General features: G+C 39.7%; 13 protein-coding genes and 1 pseudogene. 4 read left to right on the forward strand and 10 right to left on the reverse strand.

The annotated features are described in order from the left end of the window. Window positions 1–6 precede the first annotated feature (6 nt). The 4 genes from WFN33_RS15450 to rpsB form a co-directional block, all read right to left on the reverse strand. Window positions 7–828: an AraC family transcriptional regulator gene (locus tag WFN33_RS15450; RefSeq protein ID WP_004722023.1), complete on the reverse strand. Its 822-nt coding sequence runs from the start codon at window positions 826–828 to the stop codon at window positions 7–9. Window positions 829–964: 136 nt separating this feature from the next. Beyond that, window positions 965–1,525 (reverse strand): DUF3465 domain-containing protein, encoded by a 561-nt coding sequence (locus WFN33_RS15455; protein ID WP_336953899.1) that lies wholly within the window; start codon window positions 1,523–1,525, stop codon window positions 965–967. 157 nt (window positions 1,526–1,682) lie between these two features. Beyond that, window positions 1,683–2,558: a translation elongation factor Ts gene (tsf, locus tag WFN33_RS15460; protein WP_004722025.1), complete on the reverse strand. Its 876-nt coding sequence runs from the start codon at window positions 2,556–2,558 to the stop codon at window positions 1,683–1,685. Between the two features lie 139 nt (window positions 2,559–2,697). Beyond that, window positions 2,698–3,450, reverse strand: a complete 753-nt coding sequence (gene rpsB, locus WFN33_RS15465; RefSeq protein WP_004722027.1) for a 30S ribosomal protein S2 — start codon at window positions 3,448–3,450, stop codon at window positions 2,698–2,700. Between the two features lie 219 nt (window positions 3,451–3,669). On the opposite strand from rpsB, the gene map reads away from it, so the two are divergent. The 4 genes and pseudogenes from map to WFN33_RS15485 all read left to right on the forward strand — a co-directional run. Beyond that, window positions 3,670–4,497 carry a type I methionyl aminopeptidase gene (gene map / locus WFN33_RS15470; protein WP_336953900.1) on the forward strand — a complete coding sequence of 276 codons (828 nt, stop codon included), beginning with the start codon at window positions 3,670–3,672 and terminating at the stop codon, window positions 4,495–4,497. A 328-nt stretch (window positions 4,498–4,825) separates the two neighbouring features. Continuing rightward, window positions 4,826–5,875, forward strand: a complete 1,050-nt coding sequence (locus WFN33_RS15475; protein ID WP_336953901.1) for an OmpW family outer membrane protein — start codon at window positions 4,826–4,828, stop codon at window positions 5,873–5,875. Between the two features lie 129 nt (window positions 5,876–6,004). Continuing rightward, window positions 6,005–7,231, forward strand: a complete 1,227-nt coding sequence (locus tag WFN33_RS15480) for an MFS transporter (RefSeq protein ID WP_336953902.1) — start codon at window positions 6,005–6,007, stop codon at window positions 7,229–7,231. A 268-nt stretch (window positions 7,232–7,499) separates the two neighbouring features. Continuing rightward, window positions 7,500–7,613, forward strand: a pseudogene (locus WFN33_RS15485) (glutathione S-transferase); the annotation flags it as partial. Window positions 7,614–7,682: 69 nt separating this feature from the next. Here the strand turns inward: WFN33_RS15485 and WFN33_RS15490 are convergent. From WFN33_RS15490 to WFN33_RS15515, 6 genes are all read right to left on the reverse strand, one after another. Beyond that, a complete protein-coding gene (locus tag WFN33_RS15490; RefSeq protein ID WP_336953903.1) occupies window positions 7,683–8,927 on the reverse strand; it encodes an NADH:flavin oxidoreductase/NADH oxidase family protein in 1,245 nt (414 codons plus the stop codon). 131 nt (window positions 8,928–9,058) lie between these two features. Then, window positions 9,059–10,654, reverse strand: a complete 1,596-nt coding sequence (locus tag WFN33_RS15495) for a dipeptide ABC transporter ATP-binding protein (protein ID WP_336953904.1) — start codon at window positions 10,652–10,654, stop codon at window positions 9,059–9,061. After that, on the reverse strand, window positions 10,626–11,642 hold the full coding sequence (locus tag WFN33_RS15500) for an ABC transporter permease (protein ID WP_336953905.1): 1,017 nt from the start codon (window positions 11,640–11,642) through the stop codon (window positions 10,626–10,628). The genes WFN33_RS15495 and WFN33_RS15500 overlap by 29 nt, the downstream gene beginning before the upstream one ends. Next, on the reverse strand, window positions 11,642–12,712 hold the full coding sequence (locus WFN33_RS15505) for a microcin C ABC transporter permease YejB (protein WP_004722041.1): 1,071 nt from the start codon (window positions 12,710–12,712) through the stop codon (window positions 11,642–11,644). The genes WFN33_RS15500 and WFN33_RS15505 overlap by 1 nt, the downstream gene beginning before the upstream one ends. A gap of 96 nt (window positions 12,713–12,808) precedes the next feature. Further along, window positions 12,809–14,668, reverse strand: coding sequence for an extracellular solute-binding protein (locus tag WFN33_RS15510; protein ID WP_336953906.1), 1,860 nt, complete (start codon window positions 14,666–14,668; stop codon window positions 12,809–12,811). Window positions 14,669–14,740: 72 nt separating this feature from the next. Further along, complete coding sequence (locus tag WFN33_RS15515) at window positions 14,741–18,013, reverse strand: LysM peptidoglycan-binding domain-containing protein (RefSeq protein WP_336953907.1); 3,273 nt, start codon at window positions 18,011–18,013, stop codon at window positions 14,741–14,743. Window positions 18,014–18,031 lie beyond the last annotated feature (18 nt).

The raw sequence follows: 18,031 nt of genomic DNA on the forward strand, positions 1-18,031 counted from the left end.
CATTTATTAAATATTTAACGTGCTTAAATATTGAGAAGGTGTAACCCCGACTGCTTTTTTAAAATGACGATTAAAATGACTTTGATCTGAAAAACCACTATTTTGAGCAGTCATTGCGATACTCTGCCCTTGTTTTAATAATTGGCGCGCTTTCTGTAAACGGACTTGAACCAACCAGCTATGCGGTGGTAAGCCCGTATATTTTTTAAATTCACGTAAAAAATGCCAAGGGCTTAATCCTACATATGTCGCCAAATCAGTGAGCGAATAATCATGCTCAGGAAAACTGCTTAATAAATCTTTGACTATTTCAACTTTCCGTTGTGCTTCTGGTAATTCAGCAGGTGTTAATTTGGCACGACCATAACGACTGATTAAGCGGGCTAAAGTGGATAAATACATACTCTCTTTCAGTAAAGTATTTTCTTTTTGTTCTAATAAATCAAAAAGTAAACAGAGTTGCTGTGCCAATCCAACATCTTGCACAACTGCTTGTGGGAACCACGGTACGCTATTTTTAACACTAAAAAAATCTTGCCCTGCATCTAACAACATTTCTGGCGTTGGATAAATTGCACGATATTTCCAGCCTGACTCGACAGCAGATGAACCTGTATGAATTTCATCAGCATTGACTAAAATAATGTCGCCCTTCGGTGCTGTATGTAACTGCCCAGTCCGATAAAAACTCTGTGCACCATCTTCAATCACACCAATACAATAACCTTCATGCACATGCTTTGAAAATTGCTTATGGTGATACTGTGCTTTTAACAACTCTAATCCACCCAATTCTTTTAGGTGAAAATAGCTTGCCCACTCCTGCATTTTTTCTATTCAGACTTTAGATAATAATTTAAAAATAGCATGTTTATAAAAAGCGTATAGAACAAAATTGCTATCTATACGATTAGACATGGAAAATACAAAGATCTTTTGTGCACATAAGAGAATAACCAATAGATTACTGATAGGTTTTTCCATTATGTTTTAGCCAACCATCTTGATGACGACGTTTTGGATCATGGTGTGTCCAATGCATTACACCACCTTGATTACTATATTCATATTCGCCAAAAAATTCGACAGTATCACCTTTGCGTAAATTATCGATACGGGGTGCTAAATCAATATTATGCGCAACCAGTACAGTTAAGCCATTATCCATTGCAAGAATAAATTTTTGATGACGTGAACCTTCATTATCATCACGCAAGACGGCTTTTACTCGACCAATCGATTGTACTTGAACATTACTGAGTTTTGCATCGTAGGCTTTTCGAATAACCTCAAGACCATTTTGATTTTGACTATTGGCAGACGGCTTATCTTTAAATTGGTTATCTTTACTTTGCTCATTCACATGCTGTGTATTGTCTTGTGAATGATTGTTTTGCTGATCGATCGATTCAACTTTAGAGGATTCAGTTGCTTGATTTTTTTGTTGATTAAGATCAACGCCTAGATAAGCTGCGACGATCACTGCGATTACAGCACCAATACCAAGTTGAGTTTTATTTGCCATAAAGTTTGAGTCTAATCAATGTTCATTGTGGAATTATAAAAGAATAATCTTTTAGATATGTATGAATTAATTCTTCTGAATCTACTTCAATTAAATTACAGACAAAAAAAACCCCTCTAAGGAGGGGTTTTCAATAATTATACTCAGTGAGTAAAAATTATTTAGCAGCCGCTTGAGCAGCAGCAACTTCTTCTGCAAAGCTCATTTCAGCTTTCTTCTCAATACCTTCACCTACTTCGAAGCGAACGAATTGAGCTACAGTTGTTGCAGTCGCTTTCAATACTTCAGCAACTTTTTTGTCGTTGTCGATTACGTATTGTTGACGCTCAAGAACAACTTCGTTCAAGTATTTTTCAACTGAACCAGTCACCATTTTTTCAACGATGTTCGCTGGCTTACCAGATTCAATCGCTTTAGCTTCAGCAATTTCTTTCTCTTTCGCGATAAGATCAGCAGAAACATCTTCAGCAGTTACAGCAACTGGGTTGAACGCAGCAACGTGCATTGCAATACCTTTACCAGTTTCAGCAGAACCTGTGTAAGAAACAACAACACCGATTTTTAAACCGTGTTTGTAAACTGCAAGGTTTTCACCTTCAACAATTGCAGCACGACGAACTTGGATGTTTTCACCGATTTTTTGAACAAGCGCAATACGAGCTTCTTCAACAGTTGAACCATCTTCAAGTTTCAATTCAGCAATTTGAGCAGCATCAGTTACACCAGCAGCAAGTGCAGCAGCAGCAACTTTCGCAGAGAAACCAGCAAAGTTTTCGTCTTTCGCAACGAAGTCAGTTTGACAGTTTACTTCTAAAAGAATTGCTTTATTACCTTCTTGAGCAATTGTGATCGCGCCATCAGCAGCAATGTTACCAGCTTTTTTAGCTGCTTTTGCTTGACCTGATTTACGAAGATTATCAATCGCTAATTCGATGTCACCGTCTGCTTCTGTTAATGCTTTTTTGCATTCCATCATTGCAAGACCAGTACGGTCACGTAATTCTTTTACCATGCTCGCAGTAACTGCAGTCATGTTGTTCTCCTAAATACGGTAGAATATGAATCTGTTCAACAAAAACGGCCCAAAGGTTCCTCTGGGCCGCTTTGCTTTCTCGACGCTCAATTTGTCATCATTTTAAATCACAAAAATGACAAGCTTGCGTCAAAACGCATTAAGCCTCAGGAGCTTCTTTCGCAGCTTCTTCGCCTTTAGCTTGAGCATTCGCTTGAGTTTGAGCGTATTCTTTACCAGCAAGAATTGCATCAGCCATTGCAGAAGCATAAAGTGTAACAGCACGGATCGCATCGTCATTACCAGGAATAACGAAATCTACGTTATCTGGGTTAGAGTTTGTATCAACGATACCGATTACTGGAATACCAAGGTTTTTAGCTTCTTTAATCGCGATTGCTTCGTGATCAACGTCGATGATGAACAATGCGTCAGGTAAACCACCCATGTTCTTAACACCGCCTAAAGAGCGTTCAAGTTTTTCCATTTCACGAGCGCGTTCTAATGCTTCACGTTTAGTCAGTTTAGCAAAAGTACCATCTTGTGATTGAGTTTGAAGATCTTTCAAACGGTTGATTGACTGACGAAGAGTTTTCCAGTTAGTCAACATACCACCCAACCAACGGTGATCAACATAAGGCTGACCAGCGCGTTGAGCTTGTTCACGAATGATGTTAGAAGCAGCACGTTTTGTACCAACGAACAATACTTTGTTCTTTTTGCTTGCTAGATTGTTAACAAAATTCAAAGCATCATTTAACGCAGGAACAGTATGTTCAAGGTTGATGATGTGAATACGGTTACGCGCACCAAAAATGTATTGACGCATTTTTGGGTTCCAGAAGCGAGTTTGGTGACCAAAGTGCGCGCCAGCTTGAAGAAGGTCGCGCATGCTTACGTTGTAATCTGCCATTTTCTTTACCTTAAAAGTTTGGGTTAGGCCTCCATATGTCCGCATTCTCCACCCTTTCAGGCACCCAGAGTAATGTGACGACATATGTGCGGATTTTTAAATTACCCTTATCAATATTTCCATAAACCATTCACAAAGAAAGTCACAGAAAGCATTTGATAAATTGGGCGGCTATTTATACCATAGTCACATACAAATTTCCAAAAGTTTTTAAAGATCATGAACAGTACTTACGAAGCGCCACGTCGATTAATCAAAACCGCAGATGAAATTGAAAAAATGCGTGTTGCAGGTCGATTGGCTGCAGAAGTTTTGGATATGATCAAACCGCATATCAAACCAGGTGTCAGTACACTTGAATTGGATACGATTTGTCATGACTATATTGTCAACAAACAAGACGCTATACCTGCATGTTTAGGTTATGGCGCTGCGCCTGGTCGCCCTGCATTCCAACATGTGATTTGTACCTCTGTAAATCATGTGGTATGTCACGGTATTCCATCTGCAAATAAAATTTTAAAGAAAGGCGATATTCTCAATATTGATGTCACTGTGATTAAGGATGGTTATCACGGTGATACCAATATGATGTATGTGGTTGGTGGTGAAACGTCGATTATTGCTGAACGTTTGTGTAAAGTTGCTCAAGAAGCAATGTACCGTGGTATGGAAACCGTGAAACCGGGTTCAACCATTGGTGATATTGGTGCGGCGATTCAAAAATATGTTGAATCAGAACGCTTTAGTGTAGTGCGTGAATATTGTGGTCACGGTATTGGTACCGTATTCCATGATGAACCACAAGTCCTTCACTATGGTCAACCTAATTCAGGCATGGTTTTAGAAGAAGGTATGACCTTTACCATTGAGCCAATGGTAAATGCGGGTGTTTGGCAAACACGTTTAATGGGTGATAAATGGACGGTGGTGACCAAAGACCATAGTCTTTCAGCTCAATACGAACATACCCTGCTGGTGACCAAAGACGGTGTAGAAGTTTTAACCGCGCGCCCTGAAGAAGATCTATCTCGTTTTCAAAAATAATGAAAGTCATTGACTAAAATGACTTATACTGCTTAACAAAAGGTCATGTTCATATGACCTTTTGTTATAACTTGAATTTTTCCTTTCTACCAAGTCAATGTTTTATCATTGTTTTTAACCGAGATCGTGACTTATTTTTAGCATGTAATATCATGACAATATGATTACAGTTATATTACATATATAAACTTATGATAAATAAAACATTAAAAAAAGAACATTCACTTAAAAAAAGCCTTTGTAAAGACTACATTAATTAACAGCAAAAACTTCTAATAATAAAAACGCATAAAAATTAGTATCAATTACGGACATGGAGTCCAAACCTATGAAAAAACCATTACTTTGCATCATGACCTCATGCATGACTTTACCGATGATGGCGCATGCAGATTCACCTTATTTTAGTCTTAAAGATGGTGATGGGTTTAAACGCTTTTCTGTTTCAGCAGGTTGGCTACATGCAATGCCACAGGGTAACGCTAATCCGATCAAAGTGAATACTGCCGTTGCAGAAGGAACACAATCTAAAGTAGGTGATATTTCTAAAAAGGCAGTTTTAGACGCAGCAGTTAAAGAATCCAATCCTTTTCTTTATGGTGCAATCGGCCTTTTGGGTGACACAATTCCTGGCGCTTTAACGGGCACAGCCACAGTCAATGGTCTATCCAGTTGGACCTCTGAAGGTACTGGTCTAACAGCAAAAGATGTGGATACTTTTGGCCTGATGGGAAACTACTACTTCACTGATAATCTTTCATTAGAGTTTAAAGCAGGTGTTCCACCTAAAGTTGAGATTGAAGGCGAAGGTCAAATCTATGCACCATTGACCGGTAAAGATTCTACACCACTTGGCAGTATTGACTTAAAAAAAGATATTGCGATTACTGATTTAACAAAACATTCAAAAGCAGCATCTGCAACTGCATGGTTGCCAGCGGCAGAACTACATTATCAATTTGGTAAATCTGGTGTGAATAAACTTCGGCCTTATGTGGGTGTAGGTGTCATGTATGCACATTTTACTCACCTAAAAGTCGATAATGGCGTAAAAGACGATCTGATTGCAGCAGGTCACATGATCCAGAACGTATTAGATGGACAGGCTGGAGCAGCATTAGATGGCAAAAAATCATCTGCAAATCCTGTAGTTAAAGTAGAAGCAGATGATGCTTGGGCACCTATGGCCACACTGGGTGCAACCTATGATTTTAATGATCGCTGGTTTGGAGTAGGCTCTGTCACTTATGCACCAATGAGTAGTGATGCGACCATTACCATTTCAGACTCAAATACCAACAAACAACTTGTTACAGCCAAAACCAAAATTGATATTGATCCTCTGATTACTTATGTCGGTGTGGGTTATCGCTTCTAAAAATTAAATTTATTTTCGTTAACATATGCTGACTGATCACTGAAATTTATCGATTGATAAATTTTTATTCTATCGCGAAGTCCCATTGAATCATCTACAATTCTCGCATGATGATTCAATGGATAGCTTATGTCAGCACTATACGACGACACACGTTTCTCTAAACCACTCATTTATATGCTCATCGGTAGTGCTTTTATCTTGGCACTCTCTTTAGGTGTACGTCACGGTTTTGGGCTTTATCTTGTACCCATGAGCCATGAGTTTGGTTGGAGTCATCAGGTTTTTAGTTTAGCCATTGCCATACAAAATCTATTCTGGGGTGCAGTACAACCTTTTACTGGTGCGCTTGCAGACAGATATGGCAGTAAAAAGATTGTTGCAATAGGCGGGGTGCTCTACACCATTGGCCTATTGTTAATGTCTATCAGTTCAAATGTGCTGTTACTAGATATCAGTGTCGGCTTAATTATCGGCTTAGCCCTCTCTGCAACATCATTCTCGGTATTACTTTCAGCCGTAGGACGAGCAGCGCATCCAAGCAAGCGTAGTATGGCAATGGGTATAGCCAGTGCGGCAGGTTCATTTGGGCAATTCATTATGTTGCCCACCACTCTACTTCTCATTAAGAACTTTGGTTGGTCATCTGCGCTAGTCATTACAGCAATACTCATCGTGCTGATTGTCCCATTGGCATGGATGCTTAAAGCGCCTATGTATGTACCGCCAAATGCAATTAAACAAGCGATAAAACCCAATTTAAGCTTTAAACAGATTCTTAAAATTGCCTTTCAGCATAAACCTTTTTTATGGTTAGCCTTTGGTTTCTCGGTGTGTGGATTCCAAGTGGTTTTTTTAGGCATTCACCTACCCGGTTATTTGATTGATCATGGTTTTGATGCATCCACTGGAACGATCTTTCTTGCATTGGTTGGTCTATTTAATATTATCGGAACCTATACCGCAGGTTGGCTTGGTGGTAAGTATTCCAAACCGCATCTGCTTATGGGTTTATATGGTTTACGTGGCGTTGCGATTGTTGCGTTTCTGATGCTGCCATTGAGTATTTGGACTGTTTACGCCTTTGGTATCGTTATGGGGATTTTATGGCTTTCGACTGTACCCCTAACCAATGGCATTGTGGCCAATATGTTTGGTGTGAAATACTTAACCATGCTAAGCGGCCTAGTGTTTTTCACTCACCAAATCGGTTCATTTTTTGGTGGATGGCTAGGCGGTTTAAATCATGATATAACGGGTAACTACAACATCATTTGGGGATGCTCAATTGCCTTGTGTGTAGTCGGCGTTATTGTGCATTTCTTTGTCAATGAAGAGGCTGTGGTTAATGACTAATTCATTCTCGTGGCTCAAGCTCAGTATCTGGTTGGTTATTGTTATTCTGTTCGGGCTGTCAAGTATGCTGTGGTTAAATACGCCTGAATTATTTGAATATTTTAATATGGCTTTTTGTGCGCATTAACCCATTGTCCAATAGCTAGATTAATTGCTTTCTGTCAAAGCCCTAGCTGCTTTTAGGGCTTTGTTTTGTAATAATAAGCAGTTCAACATTTTTTAATTTAGACCTTGTTGAAACAAAGCCTGTTTTGAACCTCACCCAAGATATCAAAAGTTCACTGAAATTCAGCGCTATCTTCTGCAAATAGAAAGCAGACCCGCCTTTCAAACGGCTTTAGTGAAAGGACAATGGTCTGCTGACACATTTAAATCGTATTGATCTAAAGCAGACCAATAGCAACCTTAAAATCAATTTTTTAAGTCGAGACTACGCTTCTCCCAATCTTTATTAGGCTGATTTTCGCGAGTTTACTCGTCCTTGAATCACTGCTTTGATATTATTTTTTGCATAATTAAAGAAAACCTTGAGTGGAGAAAGCTTAGGATTTGGCTTCTTCCCTTCACCAATTGCTTTAAACTGAGCGGCATACCACAGAATTTCCATGATTGCCATTTTATCAACAAAAGGGATACCAGTTTTGATTTGTTCTACTGCATATCGAACATCCTGACCAGCAATCAAGTTGTTGCTGACTTCAGGTTCTACCGCAAGAGGACGTGCAATCCCAATAAATTCACACGCACCACTGTCTAAAGCCGCATTCATTCCTTGCGCTGTACGGAAACCACCTGTCACCATAAGATGACATTTGACTTCTTTACGAATTTTTTCTGCAAAATCCAAGAAATATGCTTCACGTGCAATCGTACTTTGCTTACGTTTATCCGCTTTTGCGCCTGCCATTGCCGGTGCTTCATAGGTACCACCAGAAATCTCAATCAGATCGATCCCTGCTGTATCAATGGCTTTAAATACTTGAACCACTTCTTCTTCTGTGATTCCGCCACGCTGGAAATCTGCAGAGTTCAGTTTGACTGAAATAATAAAGTTTTCTGAGGTTTTAGCACGCACTGCAGCATAAATTTCTAATAAGAAACGCATACGGTTTTCAATCGAACCACCCCATTGATCTTGACGTTTATTGGTCAATGGTGAAAGAAATTGACTGATCAAATAACCATGTGCACCATGTAATTGTACACCTTCAAATCCTGCTTTTTCACAGATCCGCGCAGCTTCAGCAAATCGTTGAATGATATCCAAAATTTCTGCTTCATTAAGTGCACGTGGTGTACCAAATGTCGTCGCCAACATTGGACTAAAAGGCACTGCTGAAGGCGCAACAGTTTCTTTATTGAGCCCTTTTGGACACTGACGACCTGGATGTGATAACTGAATCAGTTGTACCATCCCGTGCTTTTTACCCACATTTGCCCATTCAGTCAGTTTGGCAAGATCACGTTCAGTTTCAACTACAACAACACCCGGCTCATTCTTAGCACGGAAATCAACCATCACATTCCCCGTAATGGCACAACCCAAGCCGCCTTTCCCCCAAGCATCATATAAACCTAAATGCAATTGGTTCGGTTGCCCTGCATGGTTGGCCAATGCTTCACTCATCGCACCTTTAATAATTCGGTTTTTAAATGGTGTGTTTTTTATTTCTAATGCTTGTGCAAGATGGCTCATGGTCAAATCTCTTTAGTGATTAGAGCTTTTACTCTAATTTAAATTTATAATAGTTCAAGCGTAAATCTGACAATGCATTTTGTCAACTTTGTTAATGTGAATATTTTTTAAACTAGACCATCTATACAGCGTTAATACTGACTCGCGGCAATTAATCGCTTGGTATAGTCATTTAAAGGTTTATCAAATAAGGCTTGAGTGTCATGAAATTCGATAACTTTAGCATCTTTTAATACCAGAACTTTCTGACAAAGTGCTTTTACAACCTGTAAATCATGACTAATAAATAAATAACTCATCTGATAATCCTGTTGTAACTGACGCAGTAATTTTACAATCGCACGCTGTGTGGTCCGGTCAAGTGCTGAGGTTGGTTCATCGAGAATCAATAATTTAGGGCGTAATACCACAGCACGCGCTAAAGCCACACGTTGCCGTTGACCGCCAGACAACTCATGTGGATAACGCTGTTTAACTGTTATCGGGAGATCTACTTTATCTAAAATTTCATTGATACGAATCAGCATTTCAGCTTCTTTTAGACGTTGTAGTGTTAAGCCCTCTCGAATAATCTGGTCAACAGTCATACGTGGATTTAAGCTGCTTAACGGATCTTGGAATACAATCTGAAAATTGGATCGAAGTGGACGTAATTTACGCTGGCTCAACCTGTTCAAGTCTTGATTGAGTAGGAAAATATTACCCGAGCATTGTTTAAGTCGTGCGATTGCCAACGCCAAAGAGGTTTTACCAGAACCGCTTTCTCCAACAATGCCAATGGACTCAGCTCGATCTAAACGTAAATTGATCGGTTCAACGGCAACAAAATAATCTTTAACTCGATTAAATATCCCCTTTCTTATTGGAAATTTAACCCCAACACGATGCAGAGATAAAACTAAGTTACGTTTATGTGGTAAAGCATTGGCTTCACCAAAATCATGATCCAATAAATATTGGGTATAGCTGGTTTTAGGGTTTTGAAAAATATTTCGAACTGTGCCTTTTTCTTCAACCTGTCCCTGATTCATCACAATCACTTGATTGGAATATTTACGCACCAAATTCAAGTCATGGCTGACTAAAATCATCGCCATTTTATGGTTTAGAATAAGCAGTTGTAATAAGTTTAAAACTTGCGATTGCAATGTAACATCTAAGGCTGTTGTGGGTTCATCCGCAATAATAATTTCAGGCTTTTGGGCCAAAACTGATGCAATCAAAACACGCTGTCTTTGACCACCTGATAACTCATGTGGATAACGATTCAACTTATCCTCAGGTTCTTCCATCCCGACATCACACAATAAATCATAGACACGCTTTCTGACTTTTTCCTTGGACATCCCATCTAAAAGTAAAGTCTCACCAATAATCCGCTCAACTTTATGTAGTGGGTTGAGTGCAGTCATCGGTTCTTGAAAAATCATGGCAATTTTTTTACCACGGATCGCCAACTGCGCATTTTGATTAAGAGACAATAGATTTTGCTCATCATATAACGCTTGCCCAGTCACAGTTAAATTTTCAGGAAGCAAGCCAAGTAACGCCAAACCACTAATTGATTTGCCTGAACCACTCTCCCCGACAATCGCAACAGTTTCCCCAACATGTAGGTCAAAGTTAAGATTATTGACCAGCACCTCTTTACGCTCATTTTCAATATGCAGATGTTGGACAGACAACAACAAAGATTGATCATTTTTGACGTCTTGGATCGAATGCATCGCGTGTCGCCTCCCCAATATAAATCAATAAAGATAGCACCAAGGCCAAAGTAAAAAATCCGGATAAAGCCAGCCACGGCGCATTTAAATTATTTTTACCTTGTAGTAATAATTCACCGAGGGAGGCTGCATCTGGTGGAAGCCCATAACCTAAAAAATCCAATGCAGTAAGTGCGGTGATATTTGCAGTCAGCATAAATGGAAGTTGAGATAAACTTGAACTGATCACATTGGGCAAGATATGTCGGAACATAATCATCAAATCACTCACCCCTAATGCACGTGCTGCTTGAACATAATCTAAATGACGGGCACGAAGAAACTCAGCGCGCACTATACCGACCAACTCTGTCCAGCCAAAAATCAACATAATCAGAAATAGCCAATAGACACTCGGGGTAAATATACTGACCAAGATGATCACCATAAATAAAGTCGGCAAACCACCCCAAACTTCAAGCAGACGTTGCCCAATTAAATCTACCCATCCGCCATAATAGCCCTGTATCGCGCCAACAATAATTCCAATAAATGCAGCAAATAGTGTCAATGCCAAACCAAACAACAGTGATATGCGTAGACCATAAAGAATACGGGTAAATACATCACGCCCTTGATCATCTGTACCTAACCAGTTTTGTGCGCTGGGTGGTGATGGAACAGGAACGGCTAAATCCAAATTGGGAGTTTGGAAGGAATAACGAACCAGTGGCCAAATCGACCAGCCTTTTTCCTCAATCAACTGCTGAACCACCGGATCACGATAATCGGCTTCTGTTTCAAAGACCCCTCCAAAATGTGTTTCAGGATAAGCCTTTAAAACTGGCATGTAATAATGCTGATCGTATTTGACCAATAAGGGCTTATCATTGGCAATAAATTCGGCAGAAATTGAAAGGATAAATAAAACGATAAATACAATGAAACAGACAAAACCCAAGCGATTATTCTTAAATTTCTGTATTCGTGCTTGCATGACCAGTGACATTATTTTGCACCTCTCGATTCAAAATCAATTCGCGGATCAATCACACGATAAACCACATCACAGATTAAACGTAAAATCAGCCCAAATAAGGTTAGAAAGAACAAAGCACCAAAAATCACAGGATAATCACGTTGTTGCACGGCTTCAAAACCCAGCAAGCCTAAGCCATCCAAGTTAAAAATAATTTCAATCAGTAGATTTCCAACAAAGAACACCCCAACCAATACTTCAGGCAAACCGGCAACAATCACCAACAATGCATTGCGAAACACATGTTTATATAACACGTCATTTTCAGTTAAGCCTTTTGCTCGTGCTGCAAGCACATACTGCTTATTGAGCTCTTCCATAAATGAATATTTTGTCAGATAGGTTAAACTCGCAAATCCACCCAGCACCATGGCCAACAAAGGTAAAGCCATGTGCCAAAAATAATCTGCTATTTTTTCAAATAGATTGAGGCTGTGAAAGTTGTCCGAAACAAAACCTTGTAAAGGAAACCATTGTAAATAAGAACCACCAGCAAAAAAAACGATCAACAATATTGCAAATACAAAAGCGGGAACGGCATAGCCCACAGCCAAAAGTAATGAAGTTGATTTATCAAAAAATAAGCCATGTTGTTTGGCTTTTTTAATCCCTAAAGGAATTGAGATTAAATAAATTAAAAAAGTACTCCACGCACCCAAGGAAATGGTGACTGGCATTTTTTCCCATAACAGTTCAGTCACCGGCTTATCTTTAAAAAAACTCGTGCCAAAATCTAAAGCTAAATAGTTTTTTAACATCAACCAGAATCGTTCATGTGCAGGTCGATCAAAGCCATATTGCTGTTTGATTTTATCGACCATATCTTCGCTTAAGCCCTGTGCACCACGATACTCATGGTTATTTACCGAAGATGATAGACCTCCAGCAGTCATATTGACCCCTTGGAAGTTTTCTGCTTGTTGAATCGCTTGTTCAACAGGCCCACCAGGTGCAATTTGAACCACAACAAAATTGATCAAGAGAACAAAGAACAATGTCGGGATGATCAGTAACAGCCTTTTGAGTATATATGTGCCCATTGAAACGATGTTCCTTATGACCTCATGAGGGTAGATATGTCAATTTAAACATCACTCACGTTGAGCCACTGATGTTTTAACCATGAAGATTTAAAATTATGCTTTTTTAAATGCTCGATTTTTTAAATATTGCTCTACTTTTTTCGCTTGATCTGCATCTACCCACCAATACTCTAAACCGAGGGATAATTTTGGTTTAACTTTGGGTTGCTGATACATATTCCAATAAGCATACCAGTTTTTATCATTGCCATAAGTCAGAATTTGATAATAGCCTGCACGTAATACCCGATCCAGTGCTCGGGTACGAAGTACCAATTGTTCACGGTTTGGTGCATAAATAATCTGTTGAATCAGCTGATCGACCACTGGGCTTTTGACCCCCGCATAATTGTAATTGCCCACTTCATCGGCAGCTTTACTGCCCCACATCTGTGCCTGTTCAGCACCCGGTGTTAATGATTGCGGCATATCGATAGCGGTCATCTGAAAATCTAAACGGCGCATACGCTCTGTATATTGTGGTAAATCGACTTGACGAATATTTGCCTGAATCCCAAGTTTTTTTAAATTACGAATATAAGGCAACAAAGTCCGTAGTGCACCATCTTGATGAATCAGAAATTCAATTTGAATGGGGCGACCTTGTCTATCCACCAATAGTCCATTGTGAAAACGATAACCCGCCTTTAATAGCATCGAACGTGCAATCAATAAATTCTGTCGGTTAAAACCACTGGCATCTGAAACTGGGTATTTCCAATCTGCCAATACACCTTGCCGTTGTAATGCGGGCAATTGCTTTAAATAAGGCGTTAAAATTGCAAGTTCTTTCGCGCTTGGTTTTCCAGTCGCAGCGAGCTCACTGTTTTGAAAGTGGCTTTGCAAGCGAATATTTTGACCATATAACAATGCTTTGTTGATCCATTCAAAATCATAAGCATAGGTTAATGCTTGGCGAAAATTGAGATCATTGAATGGCGCCTTTCGGGTATTAAAAACCAAACTTTGCGTGAGCGCTGGTGTTTCAATCTTAGAAATATATTTTTTCACCAAACCTTGTTTTACCGCAGGAAAATTATATTCAGTGACCCAGTTACGGGCATTTTTTTCTTGATAAAAGCGATATTGTCCAGATTTAAACCCTTCAAAAGCGATTTCAGGGCTTCGATAATAAACATATTTCATGCGATCAAAGTTATAACGACCACGATTGATGGCTAAGTCCTTTGCCCAATAATTTGGATTGCGCTTATAGCTAATACTGCGCCCAGAATCAATATGCTCAATCAGATAAGGCCCCGATCCTAAAATCGGTTGCAAGGTCACTTTGCTATAGTCTTTATTTTTCCAATCTGCTTTTGAATAAATCGCAATTTTTGCCAAAATAAAGGGCATGTCTGCATTGTGGTCTGATTTAAATGTCATTTTCACTTGGTATTTAGACAATACCTCAGTCTTGGCTAAATCAGACAAATACATTTGAAAGCCTAGATTGGCTTTACTTTGAATGGTATCAAAACTAAATTTAACATCCTCAGCCGTGACAGGTGAACCATCACTAAAGCGGGCTTTAGGATTTAAATGGAAAATAACAAATTTGGTTTTAACAGGATCATAAGTGACTTTTTCAGCGAGAAGCGGATATAACACACCCGGCTCATCCAGTGAGCTATCCATTAAGCTATCAAATAGATAATTAATCCCTTCAGTTGAACTGCCTTTGCCATTCATACTGTTGAGATTATCAAAGGTGCCTATACTCGCTGTACTGATATAGCCGCCTTTGGGTGCATTGCTATTGGCATAAGGCATCGCCTGAGCTTTGTCATACTGTGGAGCATTATGTACAGCAATATATGCTGTTGTCTGTAGAGCAGCATCAACATTTAAGCTTGCAACATATAATCCCAATGCCAGCCCGATCGGGCTGACACATGCAAAACTTAGGCGCATTCCCCTATTTTCCTTTATTCAAAAAATTTTTTGAAATGTTATGCTTTAAACGTTGCTCCAATAAAATGGCGCTTAAAGATTCGGAACTTTAATTATGCTGCCAATGCGTAATGACGCGTTTGGTTTTATTTCATTCATCTCAGCAAGTGCACTGGTATCAATCCCAAACTTGCTGGCTAAACGAATCAATGAATCACCACTTTTCACTTTGTATTCAGTCACTGTTTTAGGAATACGAATAGATTGACCACGTTGTAAACCCGCACGTGGGCTCAGATCATTCAATTCAGCCAGTTCTTGAACTGACATACCAACACGGTTTGCAATCGCATTTAACGACTCACCAGACTTCACAGCATAGCTTTCAGTATTCTTACTCGAAGCTTTAGCTGTTGCTTTCGCAGTCGCCTTTAGGTCTTCTTTTTCTTTAGATAGTGTGGATTTACTGGGTAATTCCCCATCAAGCTTTAAGCGTTGTCCAATATCCAAAGCCTGATTACGCGACAAACCATTTAATTCACTTAAATAAGACAACTGCAGTTTATATTTTTTTGCAACGCTTGCCAGTGTTTCACCTGATTTGACCACATGGATATCTTTACTAGCGCCTTCTGATTTCGATTCATTTCTCGCTTGTGTTTTGTCTTTACTGCTGCTTTCAGGCGTGCCAGTCAACTTCAATTTCTGCCCAACAAATAAACCAGATGTACTCTTTAAACCATTTAAATCGGCAATTTGGTTAACTTGCAAATTATATTTATTTGCCAGCGCTATCAGGCTATCACCAGATTGCACAGTATAGGTTTCTGGTGTTGTTGTTCCAACAGGGATCTTAATGATTTGACCCACAAGCAAGTTTTTAGATGTCGAAATTTTGTTTAATTCAGCTAATTCTGCCAAGCTTAATTTAGACTGAACCGCAATACTGGATAAACTATCGCCACTTTGAACTTTATAATTCTCAGTTTTATAGGTTGTTTCAGCTTTTACATTCTTAAACTTACTTTGATCAATCACTTTAGAGTCAAGTTTAGCTTCTGGCTCATTGACTTCACTGAGTGGCACATTGATCTTTTGCCCCACAAATAAGCTACTTGAGGTATCTAGACCTGGAGTCAAATCAGCGAGTTCATGTACGGATAAAGCATAACGATCGGCAATCACTTTAAGATATTCGCCACGTTTAACTGCATAAGCCTTGGTTTTGATTTTTGCAACAGGCTTAGAGGTATCCGCACGAACAACTGCTTTATTGATTTCAGATAATTTATCATCTGAAGCATCTTTAAGCTTTAATTTCTGACCGACAAATAAATTACTGTTACTATTCAGATTATTATAATTTGCCAATTGTGAGACAGATAAATCAAACTGATTTGCCACACTGGTTAAACTGTCATTTGGCTTAACCACGTAATTGGTAGGAGCGGAATCCGTGGTTTTGCGAGAGACCACAGGGGTATCAATTTGTGGTTTGGCATCATATAAATACAAAGTCGCCCCAACAAATAAAGTTCCATTTGGATCAACTTGGTTCCATTTGGCAATATCGCGCCAATTTACGCCATTCTTTAAAGCAATCGTTGCTAAAGTATCCCCTGCCAAAACGGTATAAGTACTGCGTTTACCTCTTGGTGGTTCAACCACAACTTCAGTTTCAGTTTTCTTAAAGTTCTTATCCTGATTCAGTTTGGCTTCTTCCGAGTTTGCAGGTGTGGTATCTGCTAAACCTTTAGGATATGAGAATCCAACCGTATTTTCTTTACCTTGAACCTCTGCAACAGATTGACTGGTTTGAATTGCAGTCAGTTTAATTTTACCATCATATGGATCAAGTACTTCTGTCCCTTGTGGAGCAATCGCCTTAATCTCTTTGACCACTTCTTCTTTTTCAGCTTGAGTGGCTTGAGGTTCTAAAACTTGCTTGACCGTTTCTTTTTCACCTTCAGCTTTTACTGCGGCAAGGATTTGTGCTTTTTCATGTGCAGAAATTGGAGGTTCCGCTGCAACAGGTTTAATATTGGCTGCATTTGTCACAGCAACAGGAATACGTGGCGCACTAGGAATATCAGCATTGGCAGCAAATTGCGCTAATGCATTCGAGCCTTGTGGTGTATTTTTGAGTGTGCTCAATGAGCCTGTGGTTGTGGTTTTTGCTGTTGTTAAAGCAGGTGGCGTTGCTTTACTTGGAGTAATCGATTGAGTGACTGTCGAGGTTACCGCTGTAGGCGTTAAAGTTCGTGTAGCTGTGGTTGGAGCAGTATTACTTGCCCATAACCCACTATCAGAACCCGGTTTTAACCCTCTTAATTTTGCATCAATCGTCGGACTAAGATCCGCAGGAATCAAAATACGCAAGGTACTTGATGGGTCAACCACTTCACCACGATGACCAGGGTTTAACGCGTATAATTCAGCACGACTTAAATTGGTAATTGAAGCAATTTGATTGAGTTGTACGCCTGGTGGCACCGCAACTTCTCTAAAGTGCGGACGATTGGCAATCGGTGGTAAGCTCACCCCATATTTAGATGGGCTTTTAATAATCTGCGCCACTGCTAAAAAGCGTGGTACATAGTTCATGGTTTCTTGTGGTAATCTCAATGACCAATAATCTGTTGGTAAACCCGCAGCTTGGTTACGGTTAATTGCTTGCTGGATCCGCCCTGGACCTGCGTTATATGCGGCCAAAGCCAATTCCCAAGAGCCAAATTGATTGTATAAACTACCTAAAAACTCATAAGCAGCACGTGTTGATTCAACTACATCACGGCGCCCGTCATATAAACTGGTTTGTCTTAGACCGTAGATTTTTCCTGTGCTTGGGATAAATTGCCACATCCCTGCTGCTGCTGCACTACTGGTTGCTGCTGGATCATAAGAACTTTCAATAATCGGTAACAATGCTAATTCAGTAGGTAAACCACGACGTTCAGCCTCTTTCACCGTATGATAAAGATAGCGTGATGCGCGTGCGCTTAAACGGTCAATATAGGGTTGGCGGGAAACAAACCAGCTCCTTTGCGCATCAATACGAGGATCCCAATGATTTTCATCCATTTTAAAACCGACTGACATCCGCTTCCATACGTCACCGTGTTTTAAAATCAGCAGGCGATCGCCCTCTACTGCACGAATATCTGTTGCAGAAAGTAAATCTTCTAGAGAGTCCAAACTGCTGGCATCCAACATACCTGCTGACTTTGATGTTTGAACTTTTGATGTTGTCGACGTTGAAGAACACCCTGCAGTCAACCCTAATGCTGCGAATGCAGATGTTAATAATGATAATTTAAAGAAAACAGTCGCAGTAGGTTGCCACACCATTGTGGTAGGTTTAAACATAAGAGTTCCGAACAACAT

Source organism: Acinetobacter sp. AS167 (assembly GCF_037152175.1).
Taxonomy (GTDB): domain Bacteria; phylum Pseudomonadota; class Gammaproteobacteria; order Pseudomonadales; family Moraxellaceae; genus Acinetobacter.